The sequence below is a fragment of the Sphingomonas abaci genome (genome assembly GCF_014199625.1).
Classification (GTDB): Bacteria; Pseudomonadota; Alphaproteobacteria; order Sphingomonadales; family Sphingomonadaceae; genus Sphingomonas; species Sphingomonas abaci.
Genome location: NZ_JACHNY010000004.1, coordinates 423275 through 441564, shown reverse-complemented (window position 1 = coordinate 441564; position 18290 = coordinate 423275). Strand labels below are relative to the sequence as shown.

Genomic DNA, 18290 nt, shown 5'->3' with positions numbered 1-18290 from the left:
GCAAACGCCGCTCGGACTCAGGGAAGCAGGCAGAAATTCGAGCGCTCTCACTGACCCAAACAGCCAGCCTTGCTGCGCTCCTCTTCTGGGCACCACTATCGGTCAAAGTCGGGCAAGCGCCCACTTTGACCGCCAGTCTCGCGGTCTGACCGCCCCGCCCCCCTACATCGTTGATCCTGTCCGATCCGGCATCACGCTTGGCGTGAGCAGGCCGACCCGGCGCGCGTTCCGGCGCAGGCGGGATGCCAGGGCGGGTTCTGCAACGATCGTGCGTCCGGGACCCGCGCACGCCACCGCTCGTTCGCTGAGCCATGGACCTGCAACAGACGCTCGACGCCATCGCCGCCGAGATCGCCCGCGACGCAACCGAGATCGAGGCCGCAGCCGACGCCAAGGATGACAGCCTGTCGCCCGGCCCGTTCGGCATCGCCGTCGCCACCGCCGATCGGGTGGTGACGGCGGGCGCGGCGGACACGCCCTTCCCCATCCAGAGCATCGCCAAAGTGCTGGCGCTCGACCTGGCGTTGCGATCGCGCGGCGACCGGCTGTTCGAGCGCGTCGGCCGCGAGCCGTCGGGCGATCCGTTCAACTCGATGATCGACCTGGAACGCACCGGCGGCCTGCCGCGCAACCCCTTCATCAACGCCGGCGCGCTGGTCGTGGTCGACATGCTGGTGACCGATCACGACCGGTGCGATTCGGTCGTCGACCTGGTGGGCCAGCAACTGGGAACCCGCGACGTGCCGCTCGACCAGGCCGTGCTGACCGAAGGTGGCGACCTCAATCGCGCGATGCTCAGCTTCATGCGTCATCACGGCAATCTGGAGGCGGCGAACGACCGGGTGATGGAAGCCTATGCCCGGCAATGCGCCATCCGGGTCGACTGCGCGGGGCTGGCGCGCGCCGGGCTGTTCCTCACCCGGACCCGGATCGCTCCCGACGATGCGGTCGAGGCGGAGCGCGCGCGGCGGTTGCGAACCGTGCTGGCGCTGATGATGACCTGCGGCCATTATGATGGCTCGGGCGATTTCGCGGTGCGGGTCGGCCTGCCCTCCAAGAGCGGGGTGGGCGGCGGCATCCTGGCGATCGCCCCGGAATGCGCGGCGATCGCGGTCTGGTCGCCCAATCTCGACCAGCATGGCAATTCGATCCTGGGCGTCCGCGCGCTGGAGATGCTGGCGGCGCGGACCGGCTGGTCGGTGTTCGGGCCACCGCTGGACCCGCGTGCGGCGACCGGTGCCGCAACGCCGCCGGGCCATTGAACCCGAGGCCCGACCGGTCGGTTATCAAGGCCATGCACGACGGACGACACGCGACGACGAAGACGATGACCACCGACGATCTGGAGATCGCCTATACGGATCATGGCGATCCCGGCGCCCCGGCGGTGCTGCTGCTCCATGGCTGGCCCGACGACGCCTCGACCTGGGACGCGGTGGTGCCGGCGCTGACCGGGGTGGGGCTGCGCGTCGTGGTGCCGAGCTTGCGCGGGTTCGGCGCGACCCGGTTTCGCACCCGCACCACGCCGCGCACCGGCGACAGCGCGATCCTGGCGCTGGACGCGATCGCGCTGCTCGATCGGCTGGGCATCGACCGGTTCATGGTCGCCGGGCACGACTGGGGATCGAACATCGCCGAGGCGCTGGCGGTCGGCTGGCCCGAACGGGTGCGGCGCCTGGCGATGCTCAGCACGCCGCCGCGGCTGGGCGGCATGGCGACGCCTTCGTTCGAACAGGCGCAACGGCAATGGTATCACTGGTTCATGGCGACCGACCGCGGCGCGCAGGCGGTGCGCGACGATCCGAAGGGGTTCGCGCATCGCCACTGGGTCAACTGGTCGCCGCCCGGCTGGTTCGACGAAGCGCTCTTCGCGCGGGTGTCGCGTGCCTTCGAGAATCCGGATTGGGTGGCGGTGACGCTACACAGCTACCGCGCGCGCTGGGACGAGGCCGATCCCGATCCACGCGGCCGCTGGCTGGCGGAGGCGGTGAAGGCGACCACGACGCTGGCGCTGCCGACGCTCTATATCCAGGGGGATCGCGACGGGGTGAACCCGCCCTCCGCGTCCAGGGACGTGCGCCGGAAGTTTCGCGGGCCTTTCGCCAAGGTGCATCTGGCGGGCGTCGGCCATTTCCCCCAGCGCGAGGACCCCGCCGCCGTGGCGCGACATCTGATGCGGCTGTTCACCGGCGATCCCGCCACCCTGTCGCCGCCTGCCGCACCGGTCGGCGCCGAACCGTCGCCCCGGCCGGCGGTCCTGGCCGCCACCGCCCTGCTCGCCGCCACCGCGATCGGGGTCGCGGCCTATCGGGGCCGGCAGAGCGGGTGACGCCGGACGGTCCGCTCCTGCCAAACCGGAGGACCATATGCGGCGGGATGAAGGAGCATGGCCGCCGGTGGACGAAACGGCTTTTGCCGGCGGCGACGCCAACGTCCCTGCGTCAGCGCTGCGCGCCGCCACCCCTGGGCTCGGAGGAGCAATGGCGCGCCACCCACGCGCCGTCGGTGCTCACGGCCGACGAGGGCGCGCGAAGTTACTCAGCAACACGCCGGACAGCAGCAGCACCGCCGCGCCGATCTCATACCACATGGCGCTCAGCGCATCGAACATGCCGATTGATCCTTATGCGACATCTTGCCGCACCGCAGCATACACAGGCTTGGTTACCAAACAATGGCGCTTGCGGTCGCTGGTCCCTTTCGGTTCACTGGTCGTCGCGCGGCAGCGCCGCCAGTCGGCGCGCGACCAGGGGCGCCAGCCGGTCGGCGATCCGCTCCACGCCCTGGGGGTTGGGGTGGACGCCGTCGGGCAGCATCAGCGCGCGGTTGCCGATCACGCCCTGAAGGATGAAGGGGTCGAGCGGCGCGTCGTGTTGGCGGGCAAGATCGGGGAAGATCGCGTTGAACCGCCCGGCGAAATCCGGCCCGAGATTGGGCGGCGCGAGCATGCCGGTCATCACCACCGGAATCCGCCGCCGGTCGAGCTCCGCCAGCATCGCCTCCAGATTGGCGCGCGTCTCCGCAGGCGGCACCTGGCGCAGCACGTCGTTGCCGCCCAGGCCGAGCAGCACCAGGTCGGGCCGCCGCTCCAGCCGGTCGAGCGTATAGGCCAGCCGCCGCCGCCCGCCCGCCGTGGTGTCGCCCGACACGCCGGCATTGATGAAAGTCGCATCGATCCCCGCGGCGCGCAGCCGCGTCTGGAGCGCATCGGGCAGGCTCTGCCCACGCGCCAAGCCATAGCCCGCATAGAGGCTGTCGCCGAACGCCAGCACCAGCCGCTTGGGGCCGCCGACTGGCACGGCAGGGGCCGAAGGCGGCGTCGGGGCCGATGCGGCGGGGGCGCTGTTGGTCTGGGCCGCCGGGTCGCCCTGGCCATTGCACGCCGCCAGCAGCGCCATGGCTTGGATCGGGGCAACGGCTCGCCCATAATGCCCGTATGATTTTGTCATTCCTGCCTTTGGCGTTCTGATGTCGGCTCCGGATATGGTGATCCGCGCCCGCGATGTAAGGCTGGTGCTGGGGGCGACCGAGCCGGTCGAGATCCTGCGCGGCATCGACCTGGACGTGCGCGCGGGGGAAAGCGTCGCGCTGCTCGGCGCGTCGGGATCGGGCAAGTCGTCGCTGATGGCGGTGCTGTCCGGGCTGGAGCGCGCCACCGGCGGACAGGTGCTGGTGAACGGCCAGGATTTCAGCACGCTGGACGAGGACCGGCTGGCGATCGCGCGGCGCGGCCGGATCGGCATCGTCCTCCAGGCCTTCCACCTGCTGCCGACCATGACCGCGCGCGAGAATGTCGCGGTGCCGATGGAGCTGGCCGGACTGGCCGATGCGCACGCCCGGGCCGAGGCGGAGCTGGCGGCGGTCGGGCTGGCACACCGGCTGGACCATTACCCCGCGCAACTGTCCGGCGGCGAGCAGCAGCGGGTGGCGATCGCCCGCGCGCTGGCCCCCGCCCCCAGCATCGTCTTCGCCGACGAGCCGACCGGCAATCTCGACGGCGCGACCGGCCGCCGGATCATCGACCTGCTGTTCGAACGCCAACGCGCGACCGGCGCCAGCCTGGTCATCATCACCCATGACCCGGCGCTGGGCCATCGCTGCGACCGGACGCTGGAGATGGCCGACGGACGGTTGCTCGCATGAGCGGGTGGCCGCTGGCTTGGCGGCTGGCCCGGCGCGAATTGTCCGCGCGCTTCCGGGGGCTCAGGCTGTTGCTCGTCTGCCTGGTGCTGGGCGTCGGCGCGCTGGCGGCGATCGGCAGCCTGTCCGCCGCGATCGCCGACGAACTGGCCGCGCGGGGCCGCGAGCTGCTGGGCGGCGACGTCGAGCTGTCGGTCTCGCAGCGTATCGCCGAGCCGGCGGAACGCGCGGCGATGCGGGCGATGGGCCAGGTGTCGGAGACGATCCGGATGCAGTCCATGGCGGTCGCCGCCGACGATCGCACCGCGCCCGTCCAGTTGAAGGCGGTGGAAGCCGCCTATCCGCTCTATGGCCGGCTGACGCTGGCGGATGGGCGGAGCGTGCGCGCGCCCGGCTCCGGCATGGCCTGGATCGCGCCCGCGCTCGCCGACCGGCTGCGGATCCAGCCCGGCGCGACGTTGCGGCTGGGCGGCGCGACCTTCCGCGTCGGCGGCGTGCTGGCCGGGGAGCCGGACCGGTTGAGCGAGGGATTCACGCTCGGGCCCGTGGTCATGGTGTCGCGGGCCGGGCTGGACCGCACCGGGCTGGTCCAGCCGGGCAGCCTCTACGACACGCGCTACCGGATCGCGCTCTCCGCTGGCGATCCCGCCGCCGCGCTGCAGGCGTTCGAGCACCGCTTCCCCGCCGCCGGGTGGGAGACGCGCACCCGCGACCGCGCCTCGCCGGGGGCCAGCCGCTTCGTGCTGCGCATGGGCGAATTCTTGACCCTGGTCGGGCTGGCGGCGCTGGTGATCGCGGGGATCGGCGTCGGCAACGGCGTCTCCTCCTATCTCGACCAGCGGCGCCAGAGCATCGCCATGCTCAAGGTGCTGGGCGCGACCAGCGCCCTGGTGACCCGCATCTACCTGCTCCAGATCCTGGCGGTGTCGGTCGTCGGCATCGCCGCCGGACTGGTGATCGGCTGGCTGGCGGTGCCGCTGATCGGGCATCTCGCCGGCGCGGTGCTGCCGGTCGCGCCGGGCTGGGCGGTGCAGCCGCTGCCGCTGGCGCTCGCCGCCGCCTATGGCCTGCTGATCGCGCTCGCCTTCTGCGCGCCCGCGCTGGTCGCGGCGGGGCGGGTGCCGGCCGCGACGCTGCTGCGCGGCGTGGCGGCGCCGGCCCGCGCGATTCCGCCCCGCGCCTTGGCCTGGATGGCGCTGGCGGGAACGGCGATCGTGGCGCTGGCGCTGCTGTCGAGCGAGCGGCCGGGCTTCGCCGCCGGCTTCCTGGGCGCGGCCATGGCCACGCTGCTGCTGCTGACTGGCATCGGCTGGACGATCCGCGCGCTGGCCGCGCGGCTGCCACGCCCGCGCCGACCGCTGGTGCGGCTCGCCTTGGGCGGGCTGCACCGGCCGGGTTCGCGCACGGTCGCGCTGGTCGTCGCGCTTGGCCTGGGGCTGACGCTGTTCGTGCTGCTGGCGACGATCCGCACCAGCCTTGACGGCAATATCCGCCGCACCATCCCCGACCGCGCGCCCGCCCTGTTCGCGCTCGACGTGCCGCCCGAGCAGGCGGCGCTGTTCCGCGCCACCGTGACCCGTGCCGCGCCCGGCGCGACGATCGCCACCGTGCCGCTGATGCGCGGCACCATCACCGCCTATGGCAAGACGCGCGTCGCCGAGCTGAAGACGATCCCCGAGGCCGCCTGGGCGCTGCGCGGCGAACGCGGGCTGACCTTCGCCGCCACCCTGCCGCCCGGCAGCGCGCTGACCGCCGGCCGCTGGTGGAGCGCGGCCGAGGGCCGGCGGCCGCTGGTGTCGGTCGACGAACGGCTGGCCAAGGCGCTGGACCTGAAGGTCGGCGATCCCCTGACCGTCTCGGTCCTGGGGCTGGAGCGGACGGCGACGATCGCCTCGTTCCGGCGGATCGCCTGGGACACGCTGGGCTTCAACTTCGTGCTGGTCTTCTCGCCCGGCGCGCTGGCCGATGTGCCGCACAATCTGGCCGCGACGATCGACATGCCGCGCGCCCGTGTCCCCGCCGTCACCGCCGCGCTGCTGCCGCGTTTCCCCTCCACCTCGGTGATCGAGGTCGGCGGCGTGCTGGCGCAGGTGCAGACCGTGGTGCGGCAGATGGCGACCGCGATCGCCGCTGCGGCGGGGGTGGCGGTGCTGGCGGGCATCGCCGTGCTCGTCGGCGCGATCGCGGCGGCGCGCGCCAGCCGCACCTATGACGCGACGATCCTGAAGGTGCTGGGCGCGACGCGGGGCCAGGTGCTGGCGGTGCAGGCGGCCGAATATGCGATGCTGGCGGCGATCATGAGCCTGGTCGCGCTGGCGCTGGGCACCGCCGGCGGCTGGTATGTGGTGACCCAGCTGTTCGACTTCGCCTGGCTGCCCGACTGGGCCACGGTGGCGGCGACGCTGGCGGTGGGCGCCGGCGCGACCGTGGCGATCGGCCTGGCCGGCAGCCTGCCGGTGCTGCGCGCCCGGCCAGCGGCGGCGCTGCGCAGCCTATAGGGTGGCGCGGCGCGCCTCGACGGTGACGATCGCCTGTTCGAGATGCGCCAGCGCCGCCGACGCCTCCACCCGATCGAGCGCCGACGAAGCCCGCGCCATCAGGCTCAACGCCTGGTCGAGCCAGACGCGTTCGTCCGCCATCGCCGGGTCGGCCGGCAGCGTCTCGTCACGGTGCATGTCGCGCGCCAGTTCGAAGGCCGCAACGGTGCGGCGCGCCAGCCGCTCCAGCAGTTCGCGCTCCTCCGCGTCCAGCCCGTCGCGCCGCTCGGTGTCGATGACGCACAGCGTGCCAAGCCGCGCGCCATTCTTCATGGTCAGCGGGACGCCCGCGTAGAAGCGGATGCCCCCCTGCCGCGCCACGGCGGGAAAATGGGCGAAGCGCGCATCGGCGCTGGCATCCGGCACCTCGAACAGCGCGTCGCCACGGATCGCATGGGCGCAGATCGACTCGTCGATCGGGTCCTCGCGATGATCGACGCCCAAGGCCGCCTTGAACCATTGCCGACGGTCGTCGATCAGCGAGATCATCGCGATCGGCGCATCCGCCCCGGCCGCCGCCTGGCGGACGATGGCGTCGAACACGGGTTCGCGCGGCGTGTCGAGGAGGCGGTAATCCTCCAGCGTCGCCAACCGCTCGGCTTCGATCTTCCAGTCCGCTTCCATATCGGCTCGCCCCCAGTCGGACAGTCTTAGACCCGAATGCAGCGAAACGCCATGTCGCCGATCAGCGGGCGGCGGCGACCCGCTCGAAGCACAGGATCGGGCGGTCGTGATACCGGGCCTCGCGCAGCCGCGCATAGCCCAGCCTGGTCGCCAGCCGGATCGAGGCGGCGTTCGCCGGATCGATGATGCACTGGGTCCGCGCCAGCCCCTGCTTATCGGCCCAGCCGAGCACCGCCGCCATCGCCTCGCGCGCATAGCCCTGGCCATGAAGGGCGGGTGAGAGTGTCCACCCCGTTTCGGGCGCTGCCAGTGGCGGATCGATCGCACGCTTCGCCTCGATCAGCCCGACTTCCCCCAATGCCGGTCCGTCCGCCGTCTCGCGAACCACCCAGCTGCCATAGCCGAAGGCCGTCCAGGTGCCGATCGACCGGAGCAGGCGGATCCACACTTCCTCCCGCGCGCGCGGCTGGCCGCCGATCGCGGCATAGACGCGGACGTCGCTCCACATCGCCGCCAGCGCGTCCAGATCGGCCGGTCGGTGGCCGGTCAGCACCAGCCGGTCGGTCTGAAGCAAAGGGGCGTGGTCGGTGGCGACGGACGGGTGCGGCATCGCCCGACTATCCCGGCTCAGCGCGGCCGCGTCCAGAGCATGGGGTCGCGCGGCACGGCGGCATAGAGACGCGCGCGCCGCCGGGCCCGCCACCAGGACCGGCCGATATAGCCGATCTTCTCCCATTGCGACGTGCCGACCCGCTGGTCCCAGGCCGCCTCGCCTGCGCCAGCGACCTTGCGCGCGATCGCGCCATAGATGTCCGCCGCCGACAGCACCGCCCAAGCCGAGCGGGCCGACAGCGCCGGAGTGCCGCCGCGTGCGCTCACCTCAAACTGCGCGGCGCGGGTGGCCAGGCGGGTGGCGAGCGCCGCGACGGCGGCGCGGTTCGCCGGATCGCCGAGCGTGCCGGGCGCGATGCCGGCCGCGTCCAGCCATTCCTGCGGCAAGTAGCAGCGGCCGGCGCGGTCGTCCTCCGCCAGGTCGCGGGCGATATTGGCGAGCTGGAACGCCAACCCCAGGTCGCAGGCGCGGTCGAGCGTCGCGTCGTCGGCCGGATCGACCCCCATCACCACCGCCATCATGCAGCCGACGACCCCGGCGACGTGATAGCAGTAGCGATAGAGATCGTCCTCGCTTCGCGGCCGCCATTCCTCGGCATCAAGCGCGAAGCCCGCGACCAGCGCGCGCGGCCAGGCGGGCGGCATCGCCGTCTCCGCCGCGACGACGCGCAACGCGTCGAACGCCGGCTCGCCCACGCGCCGTCCCGCCAGCGCCGCCTCGGTCTTCGCGCTCAGTTCGGCGAGGCGCGCGGGGGCGTCGGCAACGCGGGTCATGCCATGGCCATGGTCCTGCCCGTCGGCGATGTCGTCGCAGGCGCGGCACCAGGCATAGAGCAGCCATGCCCGCTCGCGCGTGGCGGGGTCGAACAGGCGCGAGGCGGCGGCGAAGCTCTTCGATCCGCGCGCGATCGAGGTCCGCGCCGCCTCGACCAGCGCCGCGCGATCCGGAGCGCGATCCTGGGGCGGCAGGGCCGTCACAGGTCGGCGGCGTTCATCCGCACGATCGGCTGAGTCGGGCGATGCCCGGCCATCCGCTCCAGCAGCACGTCCAGCGTATCGGCGACGATCAGCAGGTCGCGGTGCTGCGGGCGCAGGAAGCCGACCTCGCCCATCCGCTCCCAGAAGGTGATCAGCGGATCGTAATAGCCGGCGGTGTTGAGCAGCCCGACCGGATCGGCGTGATAGCCGAGCTGCGCCCAGGACAACGCTTCCCAGAGTTCGTCCATCGTGCCGGTGCCGCCGGGGATGGTGACGAAGCCGTCGGCAAGGTCGGTGAACGCCTTCTTCCGCTCGTGCATCCCGGGTACGACGTGCAGCTCGGTGAGGTCACGATGCGCGACCTCGGCATCGACCAGCGCCTGCGGGATGATGCCGATCACCTCGCCGCCCGCCGCCAGCGCCGCGTCCGCCACCGCCCCCATCAGGCCGAGCCGGCCGCCGCCATAGACGACGCCGATGCCGCGTTCGGCGAGCGTGCGGCCGACGTCGCGCGCCGCCTCCAGATACAGGGGGTCGGCGGGGGTGGCGGAGCCGCAATAGATGGCGAGGCGTTTCATGCGGTTCGCGCTAGGATATGCGTGGCCGGCCGACAAGCCGGCTCATCCCTCCAGCATCAGCCGCGCCGTCGCTTTGGCGCTGCCGACCACGCCCGGAATCCCCGCGCCCGGATGCGTGCCCGCGCCGACGAAGAACAGGTTGGGAATGGCGTCGTCGCGGTTGTGGACGCGGAAATAGGCGCTTTGCGTCAGCACCGGCTCCAGGCTGAAGGCGCTGCCGAGATGCGCGTTCAGGTCGGTCTCGAAATCCGATGGCGCATAGGAGAATTTGGTGACGATGCGATCGTGGATGTCGGGGATCAGCCGCCGGCCGACCTCGTCCAGGATGCGCTTCTCCAGGATGGGACCGATCTCCGCCCAGTCGACCGGGAACTTGCCCCGGTGCGGCACGGGGGCGAGCGCATAGAAGGTCGAATGCCCCTCCGGCGCCAGCGCCGGATCGGTGACGGTCGGATGGTGCAGATACAGCGAGAAATCCTCGCTCAGCACGCCGTGGTCGTAGATGTCCGACAGCAGGCCCTTATAGCGCGGGCCGAACAGGATCATGTGGTGCGGGATGCCCGGCCAGCTGCCCTTGATGCCGAAATGCACCACGAACAGCGACGGCGAATAGCTTTTCCGCTCCAGCCGTGCGCGCGTCCGCTGCGCCGAACGCGAGTCGGACAGCAGGTCGCGATAGGTGTGCATGATGTCGCTGTTGGCGGCGACCGCATCCACGTCCATCCGCCAGCCCGACCGGGTGGCCACGCCGGTCGCGCGGTCGCCCAGCGTCTCGATCGCGGTGACCGGGTCGCCGAGCCTCAGCGTGCCGCCCAGACGCTCGAAATGTGCGACCATGCCGGCGACGAGGCGATTGGTGCCGCCGCGCGCGAACCAGACGCCGCCGTCGCGCTCCAGCTTGTGGATCAGCGCATAGATGGCGCTTGTCGTCATCGGATTGCCGCCGACCAGCAGCGTGTGGAAGCTCAGCGCCTCGCGCAGCTTCTCCGACTTCACGAAGCCCGACACGATCGAATAGACCGAGCGCCAGGCCTGGTATTTGGCCAGCGCCGGCGCCGCCTTGATCATCGACGCGAAGTCGAGAAAGGCGACATGGCCCAGTTTCTCGTACCCTTCGCGGAACACGCCGGCCGAATATTCCAGGAACTTCTGGTAACCCGCCCAATCGCCGGGATGCAGCCGTTCGATCTGCGCGCGCAGCAGCGCGTCGTCGTTGGTATAGTCGAAATTGGTGCCGTCGGCCCAGTTCAGCCGGTAGAAGGGGCTGACCGGCTCCAGCTGCACGTCCTCGGCCATGTGGTGGCCGGTCAGCTGCCACAATTCCTCCAGGCAGGCGGGGTCGGTGATGACCGTCGGCCCGCCATCGAAGGTGAAGCCGTCGCGCTCCCAATAATAGGCGCGGCCGCCGGGCTTGTCGCGCGACTCGATGATGGTGGTCTGGATGCCGGCGCTTTGCAGGCGGATCGCCAGCGCCAGCCCGCCAAAGCCGGCGCCGATCACGGCGACGTTCTTCATGCGTGTCCTCCGCCGGCCAGCGCGCGGATCGCGCGGCCGATCGGCACCGGCGGTTTGCCGACCAGCACCCGGGCCTTGTCGCTCATCGTGGATTTTCCTGCATAGAAGCGGCCGATCAGCCGCGGGTCGAGCCGGTAGAAGCGTTCCAGCACGCGGTAGCGTTCCTCGGGTTCCGCGGCGCGGAACAACATACGATCCAGCAAACGGTAAAACTGCCGCGCGTCCCAGCTCGACCGCGCCAGGTCGTGGGTCAGGACCTGGAGGCCGAGGCCGGAAAAGTCGGTCTGCGCGGCGATCGCGGTGGCGGTGCGGACGGCATCGGGCAGCGAATAGCCGGTGGTCGGATGGAACAGCCCGGCGCGCATCCCGATCTTGGCGACGCGCGCGCCGCCTGCCTTCCAATAGGTCTCGAAGTCGCCGCCCATCGCCACCGGCAGCACGCCGCGCTCCTCATGCCCGGCATCCCCGACGCCCTGCCAGCCGCGCTGCGTGGCATAGGCATCGATCCGCCGCGCGACCGAGCGGACGTTGAGCGTCGGCGACTCGCTGTAATAGGTGTCCTCGACGAACACCCGCTCGGCGTCGAAGGGCAGGCAGTAGAGGAAGCGATAGCCGTCGATCTGCGACACGGTGGCGTCCATCACCATCGGGCGCGCCACGTCATGGCCGCCGGGCACGCGCAGCAGCCGGCCGACGAACTTCTGCCAGCCGAGATCGAGCGCCGACAGGTCGCCCGCGCCGCGCGCGTCGATCACGCCCTTCGCCTCGATCCGGTCGCCGTCGGCGAACACCACCGCCGTGGTCGAAGTCGCCAGTATCTTGCGGCCGAACAGCAGCGCATGGGCGGGCAGGGCCGCGCGCACGACCTGGTCCAGGCGGGCGCTCTCGATCGAATAATAGGTGGCGGCGATGGTGCGGCGATGCGCCGGGAAGGCGACGTCATAATCGCGCCAGCCATGGCCGATCAGCGGCGTCAGCAGCCAGCGATCCGCATCGGCGATGTCGCTGCCGAAAAAGGACCAGACATGGTCGCCGCCGATGCGGTGGTCGGAATCGATCAGTCGGACGTCGAGCGCGGGATGCCGGGCAGCCAGCGCGAGCGCGAGCAGCGACCCGGCAAGCCCGGCCCCGGCGATCGCGACATCGCAGCGAATGGTGGCGGCCATGGTCTCCGCCTAGCGCAAGCGGGTGGCGCGTGGGAAACCCAAAATCGCATGGGGTCGCGAAGCTGGATGGTCGAGGCAAAGTCGCGTGGCGGAACGAGGTCATTCGCCCGAGATTCCCGTACGCCAGATTTCATTCACGCTTGCAGGGCAGGGGAAGCGTGCGCGGCATGGCGGGATATATCGTCGGTGGTGGAGCGACTGGACACGCGCTGCCGGCGACACCCTCCGTCCGGTCTGTGGCCCGCCACCGCGCCGACGAGGAGATCGTGGCGAAATACCTGCCCGTGCTTCTGCGAAGACAGGAGCATGGCCGGCGACCAGGCTGGTTAGACAATTGCGCGACGAATCGCGCAACGTTCCCCTGCAAGGGGTGTCGTTTTTCTGACGAAGCGCTTAGCCGCGCCGCGCCTTCGCCGTGCCGTCCGCGAACCGGACGCCCTCGGCGCGGCAATCCGCGCCGATCACCGGAAAGGGCACATCGGTGTTGCGGGCGAGTTGCGGCGCCAGATCAGCCTTGCACTGGGCCATGGTCTCGTAGCGGGCGGGGGCGATGCGCGCCTCGCGGCAATCGACATTGCCGTCCGCGCATCCCAGAATCGCGACCACGAAATAGATCGGTGTCATACGGCGTCTCCAGACATGCGGTGAAACGTGGCACGGCGGCGGGATGTTCCGCCGCCGCGACGAATGCGGGCCCTGAACGACCGGTTGAACTCCGGCCCCATCGCGCCGACATCAGCGGCTCATGCCCCCATCCGCCCCCGCCCCCGGCTTCGAACGGCCGCTGATCCCCACGCTCCGCCGCTTCCTCCCCTATCTCTGGCCCGCGGGCGAGCCGGGACTGCGGCTGCGCATCGTCGCGGCGATGCTGCTCGTGCTCGTCTCGAAGCTCGTGCAGGTGTTCGGCGCGGCCTATACGCTGAAGTTCGCGGTCGACCGCATGGCCTCGGGCGACCGCAGCGTGGCCACCTTGGTCGTGTTGCTGGTCGTCGCCTATGCCGCCTCGCGTTTCGCCACGACCTTGTTCGACAATCTGCGCAACGCCGTGTTCGAGCGGGTCGGGCAGGACGCGACGCGCCGGCTGGCGGCCGATGTGTTCCGCCACCTGCACGGCCTGTCGCTGCGCTTCCACCTGGAGCGGCGCACCGGCGCGGTCACCAAGGTGGTCGAGCGTGGCACCAAGAGCATCGACACGATGCTCTATTTCCTGCTGTTCAACATCGCGCCGACCGTGCTGGAGCTGGCGCTGGTGCTCGGCATCTTCGGTCGCAGCTTCGGTGCGCCGCTGGTCGTCGCCACGATCGCGATGGTCGCCGCCTATATCTGGTTCACCCGGATCGTCACCGACTGGCGCAATGCGCTGCGCACGCGGATGAACGATCTCGACACCGGCGCGGTCGCCCATGCGGTCGACTCGCTGCTGAACTTCGAGACGGTCAAATATTTCAATGCCGAGGAGCGCGAGGCGCGGCGCTACGAACAGGCGGTCGACGCCTATGCCCGCGCCGCCACCCAGTCGGAAAATTCACTGGCCTGGCTGAACGTCGGCCAGGCGGCGATCACCAACCTGATGCTGGGCGGAGGCATGGCCTATGTCGCCTGGGGGTGGAGCCGGGGGACCTTCTCGGCCGGCGACGTGGTGTTCGTGTCGACGCTGCTCGCGCAACTCTTCCGCCCGCTCGACCTGCTCGGCATGGTCTATCGCACCATCCGCCAGGGGGTGATCGACATGGGCGCGATGTTCGACCTGATCGACACGCCCGCCGACGTCACCGACGCGCCCGGCGCGCCGGCGCTGACGGTGGCGCGCGGCCATGTGCGGTTCGAGGGGGTGCGGTTCGGCTATGATCCCGACCGCACCATCCTGGACGGGCTGGACCTGGACGTGCCGGCCGGCGCGACGGTGGCGGTGGTCGGGCCGTCCGGCGCGGGCAAGTCGACGCTCGCGCGGCTGCTCTATCGCTTCTACGATGTCGGGGCCGGGCGGATCACGATCGACGGGCAGGACATCGCCCAGGTCACGCAAGGGTCGCTGCGCGCGGCGATCGGCATCGTGCCGCAGGATACGGTGCTGTTCAACGACACGATCGGCTACAACATCGCCTATGGCCGCGAGGGCGCCGACGACGACGAGGTGGCGCAGGCGGCGCGCGGCGCGGCGATCGCGGGCTTCATCGAGCGCCAGCCCGACGGCTATGCCACGCGTGTCGGCGAGCGCGGCCTGAAACTGTCCGGCGGCGAGAAGCAGCGCGTGGCGATCGCGCGCACGCTGCTCAAGAACCCGCCGATCCTGATCCTGGACGAGGCGACCAGCGCACTCGACAGCCGCACGGAGGCCGACATCCTCGCCACGCTGGAGGCGGTGGAGCGCGGCCGCACCACCATCGTCATCGCCCACCGCCTGTCGACGATCGTCGCGGCGGACCGGATCGTCGTGCTCGACCAGGGCAGGGTCGCGGAACAGGGCAGCCATGCCGAACTGCTGCGGGCGGGCGGCCTCTATGCGGAAATGTGGTCCCGCCAGGCGGCCGAGCGCGACGCGGCGCTGGCCGCGGCCTGAGGGCACCGTTACGGCTGCGGCTCGTTACACCCGCCGAGACGCAGCAACGAGGTGACCGTGGCCGAACGCGACATGCACGTACCCCCAGCGCCGCCGGTGACGCTGGTGATCTTCGGCGCGACCGGCGACCTGACCCGGCGGCTGCTGATGCCGGCCCTCATCAACATGACCCGGCTGGGGCTGGCGGACGATGGGCTCCGCATCCTGGGCGTTGGGCTGGACGCGATGGATGCGGAGGGGCTGCGCCATGCGCTCGAATCCTTCGCCGCCCCGGCGGGCGGAGAGGGCGCGACCGAACGGGGCGAGGCCTGGGCGGCGCTGCGGCCGCGCATCGACTATCTCCAGGGCGATTTCACCGCCGATGCGGTCTATGAAAGCCTTGTCGAGCGGCTGGGGCCGGACCGCAACGCCGCCTTCTACCTGGCAGTGCCGCCGCGCTTCTTCGGCGACATCGTGGATAAGCTGGCCGAACATGGCCTGATGGCGGAGAGCGACCGGCGCTTCCGCCGCGTCGCGATCGAGAAGCCGTTCGGCCACGACCTGGAGAGTGCCCGCGCGCTCAATGCCCGCATCCTGAAACAGGTGGCCGAGCGGCAGGTCTACCGGATCGACCATTTCCTGGGCAAGGAGACGGTGCAGAACATCCTGACGCTGCGCTTCGCCAATACGATGATCGAGCGGTTGTGGAACAGCGACGCGATCGACCATGTCCAGATCACCGCCGCCGAGACGGTGGATGTCGGCACCCGCGGCGGCTTCTACGACCCGACCGGTGCGCTGCGCGACATGGTGCCCAACCATCTGTTCCAGCTGCTCGCCATGGTGGCGATGGAGCCGCCCAACAGCTTCGATGCGGAGGCCATCCGCGACGAGAAGGGCAAGGCGCTGCGCGCGGTGCGCGTCTATGACGCCGAGGAGGCGCGGACCAACGGCGTGCGCGGGCAATATGCGGGGGGCGCGGTCGCCGGCCATCCCGTCACCGCCTATCGCAGCGCCGATGGCGTCGCGCCGGACAGCCGCACCGAGACCTTCGTCGCCCTGAAGCTGATGGTCGATACTTGGCGCTGGGCCGGTGTGCCCTTCTACCTGCGCACCGGCAAGGCGATGGCGGTGCGCGACACCGAGGTGGTGGTCGTGTTCAAGCCGGTGCCGCTGCTGCAATTCGCCGCCGCGCGCGGGGCCAGCCTGCCCTCCAACCAGCTCGTCATCCAGATCCAGCCGGACGAGGGGATGAGCATGGAGATGGTTATCAAGCGTCCCGGTCTGGAGGTGGCGACCGCGCCGGTCAGCCTGGACTTCCATTATGCCGACCGGTTCCGCATCGCCGCGCTGACCGGCTACGAGACCCTGCTCTACGACCTGTTCACCGGCGACCAGACGCTGTTCCAGCGCGCCGACGCGATCGAGGCGGGCTGGGCGGCGGTGCAGCCCTTCCTCGACCTGTGGGCGCAGGGCGAGCCGGAACCCTATGCGGCGGGCGGCACCGGACCGGAGTCCGCCGACGCACTGATGCGCCGTGACGGGCGGGAATGGCACGAGCTGGCGCCGGGGCGGTGATCGGGTTCACGCAGAGGCGCAGGGAAGATGGAGCGGCTCCGGAGCCTGCCATTCGGGGATCGGGGGCGACGCCTCCGACCTTACCTGCGCCCCGCTTAGCCCCGGTATGGGCCGTGTCCGGTTAGGACGCGATCGTCGCAACCCACCAGCGCCCCCACCATACCCCCGCCGTCGCCGGGATGGCGCGATGACGTTGTCCACGATCCCCGTTCATGGTCGATCGGCGTTCCGAGATCGTGGCAGGCGGCTGCGCAGAGCAGGCCCTGCCGCGCCGCTGCGTGAACCGCCCGTCTCCGTGTCTTCGCGCGAACCTCAACCGGTAGGATCGAGCCGCCGCGCTTCCTCGACCAGCATCACCGGCACGCCGTCGCGGATCGGATAGGCCAGACCGGCCGCCGCCGACACAAGCTCCTGCGCGTCGGCGTCGTAGACCAGTGGCTGGCGCGTCGCCGGGCAGACCAGCCGCTCGAGCAGCCAGGGATCGATCGTCATGTCCTCTTGCCCCGTCATTGCAGCGTCGCCCGGTCCTCGCCGCCATAGCGGCCGAAGAACTGCATCAGCTGGATGATCAGCTCGGCGCGCTGCTCGATCCCTTCCGCCTCCAGCAGCGCCTGCTTGGCGGCGACGTCGAAGGGGGCGATCTGGGCGATGCCGTTGACCAGGCTGGCATCGTCGAGCCGCGCCACCGCGTCCCAGTCGACCTGATAGCCCGCCGCCTCGGCGAACCGCTTCGATTCGACCTCCAGGCTGGCGCGGCGGCCGATCGACAGATCATCGGGCTCGGGCGCCGCGATCAGCTCCGCCTCGACCTGGCGGAAGGCGGTCGAGACCGTCAGTTCGCGGCGGATGCGGAACAGCGACAGGCCCTCCAGCACCAGATTGTACCGCCCGTCGTCCAGCGCCTCGACCTCGGCGATCTTGCCGACGCAGCCGACCGCGTACAGCGTCGGCGTCTCGCCCTCGCCGCTCGGCTGGATCATGCCGATCCGCCGGTCCCGCGCCATGGCGTCGGACACGAGCGCCCGGTAGCGCGGCTCGAAGATATGGAGCGGCAGGTGCATCTCCGGAAAGAGCAGCGCCCCGGCCAGCGGGAAGATCGACAGGCGGACGCCCGTCATCCGAACAGGATCGCGGACAGGCGGCGACGCTGCTGCGACACCCAGGGGTCCATCAGCCCGACCACCTCGAACAGCTTCAGCAGTTGCTGGCGCGCCGCGCCGTCGTTCCATTCGCGATCGGCCGCGACGATGTAGAGGAGGTTGTCCGCCGCGCCATCGCGGTCGCCCGCCGCCATCTGCGCGTTCGCCAGCGCGAAACGCTGCTCGTGATCGTCGGGATTGTTCTGCACCTCGGTGGCGAGCCCCGCGAAATCCTCGACCGGCTGCGCGGTCTGCGCCAGCGCCAGCGCGGCGCGGGCCCGTTCGATGCCCGGGTCCTTCAGGTCGGCGGGCAGCGCATCGATCGCCGCCTGCGCCTCGTCGGTCAGCCCGGCGGCGACCAGCGCGCGGATATGGCCGGACAGAACCGCCGGATGGTCCGGCGCCAGGTCGAGCAGTTGCTGGAAAATCGCGAGCGCGCGTTCCGCATCGCCCTCGGCCAGCACCTCCTCACCCATCGCGATCAGCGGCTCCAGCTCGGCGGCGGCATCGCCCGCCTCGGACTGGATCGGCAACTGGCGGAGCAGCTGGTCAAGCGTGGTGCGCAGCGCGCTTTCGGTCCGCGCGCTGGTCAGATCGGCGACCAGCTGGCCCTGGAACATCGCATAAACGGTCGGGATCGAACGGATCTGGAATTGCGCGGCGATGAACTGGTTCTTGTCGGTGTCGACCTTGGCCAGCACCACGCCCTTGTCGGCATAATCCGCCGCCACCTTCTCCAGCACCGGGGCCAGCGCCTTGCACGGGCCGCACCATTCCGCCCAGAAATCGATGATGACGAGCTTCGTCATCGACGGCTCGACAACGTCGGTACGGAATGCGGTCACCGCTTCCTTGTCGGCAGGCGTCATTCCCAGGCTGGCCAA

The 18290-nt window shown here is 70.7% G+C and carries 17 protein-coding genes; 6 read left to right on the top strand and 11 right to left on the bottom strand.

What is annotated here, in order from left to right; all coding sequences use genetic code 11:
- Window positions 1–311 precede the first annotated feature (311 nt).
- Window positions 312–1262, top strand: coding sequence for a glutaminase A (gene glsA / locus GGQ96_RS12330; RefSeq protein WP_184115040.1), 951 nt, complete (start codon window positions 312–314; stop codon window positions 1260–1262).
- A 65-nt stretch (window positions 1263–1327) separates the two neighbouring features.
- Window positions 1328–2329, top strand: coding sequence for an alpha/beta fold hydrolase (locus GGQ96_RS12325; protein WP_184115038.1), 1002 nt, complete (start codon window positions 1328–1330; stop codon window positions 2327–2329).
- A gap of 376 nt (window positions 2330–2705) precedes the next feature.
- On the opposite strand, the gene GGQ96_RS12320 is transcribed toward GGQ96_RS12325, so the two are convergent.
- Entirely contained in the window at window positions 2706–3398 is a 693-nt protein-coding gene (locus tag GGQ96_RS12320) for an arylesterase (RefSeq protein ID WP_184115035.1), read from the bottom strand.
- Between the two features lie 70 nt (window positions 3399–3468).
- On the opposite strand from GGQ96_RS12320, the gene GGQ96_RS12315 reads away from it, so the two are divergent.
- Window positions 3469–4143: an ABC transporter ATP-binding protein gene (locus GGQ96_RS12315; RefSeq protein ID WP_184115033.1), complete on the top strand. Its 675-nt coding sequence runs from the start codon at window positions 3469–3471 to the stop codon at window positions 4141–4143.
- On the top strand, window positions 4140–6638 hold the full coding sequence (locus GGQ96_RS12310; RefSeq protein WP_184115031.1) for an ABC transporter permease: 2499 nt from the start codon (window positions 4140–4142) through the stop codon (window positions 6636–6638). Before GGQ96_RS12315 ends, GGQ96_RS12310 begins: the two co-directional genes overlap by 4 nt.
- On the opposite strand, the gene GGQ96_RS12305 is transcribed toward GGQ96_RS12310, so the two are convergent.
- From GGQ96_RS12305 to GGQ96_RS12275, 7 genes are all read right to left on the bottom strand, one after another.
- Window positions 6633–7301: a GAF domain-containing protein gene (locus tag GGQ96_RS12305; protein ID WP_221239929.1), complete on the bottom strand. Its 669-nt coding sequence runs from the start codon at window positions 7299–7301 to the stop codon at window positions 6633–6635. The two genes, GGQ96_RS12310 and GGQ96_RS12305, sit on opposite strands and share 6 nt — an antisense overlap.
- A 61-nt stretch (window positions 7302–7362) precedes the next feature.
- The gene (locus GGQ96_RS12300; RefSeq protein WP_184115029.1) at window positions 7363–7911 is read right to left on the bottom strand and encodes a GNAT family N-acetyltransferase; all 549 of its coding nucleotides are present in this window, start codon (window positions 7909–7911) and stop codon (window positions 7363–7365) included.
- A gap of 17 nt (window positions 7912–7928) precedes the next feature.
- Window positions 7929–8882, bottom strand: coding sequence for a phytoene/squalene synthase family protein (locus tag GGQ96_RS12295; RefSeq protein WP_184115169.1), 954 nt, complete (start codon window positions 8880–8882; stop codon window positions 7929–7931).
- 5 nt (window positions 8883–8887) lie between these two features.
- Window positions 8888–9469: an LOG family protein gene (locus GGQ96_RS12290; protein ID WP_184115027.1), complete on the bottom strand. Its 582-nt coding sequence runs from the start codon at window positions 9467–9469 to the stop codon at window positions 8888–8890.
- A 42-nt stretch (window positions 9470–9511) separates the two neighbouring features.
- Entirely contained in the window at window positions 9512–10984 is a 1473-nt protein-coding gene (locus GGQ96_RS12285) for a phytoene desaturase (protein WP_184115025.1), read from the bottom strand.
- The gene (crtY, locus tag GGQ96_RS12280; RefSeq protein ID WP_184115023.1) at window positions 10981–12150 is read right to left on the bottom strand and encodes a lycopene beta-cyclase CrtY; all 1170 of its coding nucleotides are present in this window, start codon (window positions 12148–12150) and stop codon (window positions 10981–10983) included. Before crtY ends, GGQ96_RS12285 begins: the two co-directional genes overlap by 4 nt.
- A 393-nt stretch (window positions 12151–12543) precedes the next feature.
- Window positions 12544–12774, bottom strand: coding sequence for a hypothetical protein (locus GGQ96_RS12275; RefSeq protein ID WP_184115020.1), 231 nt, complete (start codon window positions 12772–12774; stop codon window positions 12544–12546).
- A 121-nt stretch (window positions 12775–12895) separates the two neighbouring features.
- Between GGQ96_RS12275 and GGQ96_RS12270 the strand changes: the two genes are divergently transcribed.
- On the top strand, window positions 12896–14710 hold the full coding sequence (locus GGQ96_RS12270; RefSeq protein ID WP_184115018.1) for an ABCB family ABC transporter ATP-binding protein/permease: 1815 nt from the start codon (window positions 12896–12898) through the stop codon (window positions 14708–14710).
- A 57-nt stretch (window positions 14711–14767) separates the two neighbouring features.
- Window positions 14768–16267: a glucose-6-phosphate dehydrogenase gene (gene zwf, locus GGQ96_RS12265; RefSeq protein WP_343059035.1), complete on the top strand. Its 1500-nt coding sequence runs from the start codon at window positions 14768–14770 to the stop codon at window positions 16265–16267.
- A 312-nt stretch (window positions 16268–16579) separates the two neighbouring features.
- Here the strand turns inward: zwf and GGQ96_RS12260 are convergent, their stop codons facing one another.
- Genes GGQ96_RS12260 through GGQ96_RS12250 form a run of 3 tightly spaced genes read right to left on the bottom strand, consistent with a single transcriptional unit; the run spans window position 16580 to window position 18275 of the window.
- Window positions 16580–16759: a Trm112 family protein gene (locus GGQ96_RS12260; RefSeq protein WP_184115016.1), complete on the bottom strand. Its 180-nt coding sequence runs from the start codon at window positions 16757–16759 to the stop codon at window positions 16580–16582.
- A gap of 14 nt (window positions 16760–16773) precedes the next feature.
- Window positions 16774–17385: an LON peptidase substrate-binding domain-containing protein gene (locus GGQ96_RS12255; RefSeq protein WP_184115014.1), complete on the bottom strand. Its 612-nt coding sequence runs from the start codon at window positions 17383–17385 to the stop codon at window positions 16774–16776.
- A complete protein-coding gene (locus GGQ96_RS12250; protein ID WP_184115165.1) occupies window positions 17382–18275 on the bottom strand; it encodes a tetratricopeptide repeat protein in 894 nt (297 codons plus the stop codon). Before GGQ96_RS12250 ends, GGQ96_RS12255 begins: the two co-directional genes overlap by 4 nt.
- Window positions 18276–18290: the final 15 nt, after the last annotated feature.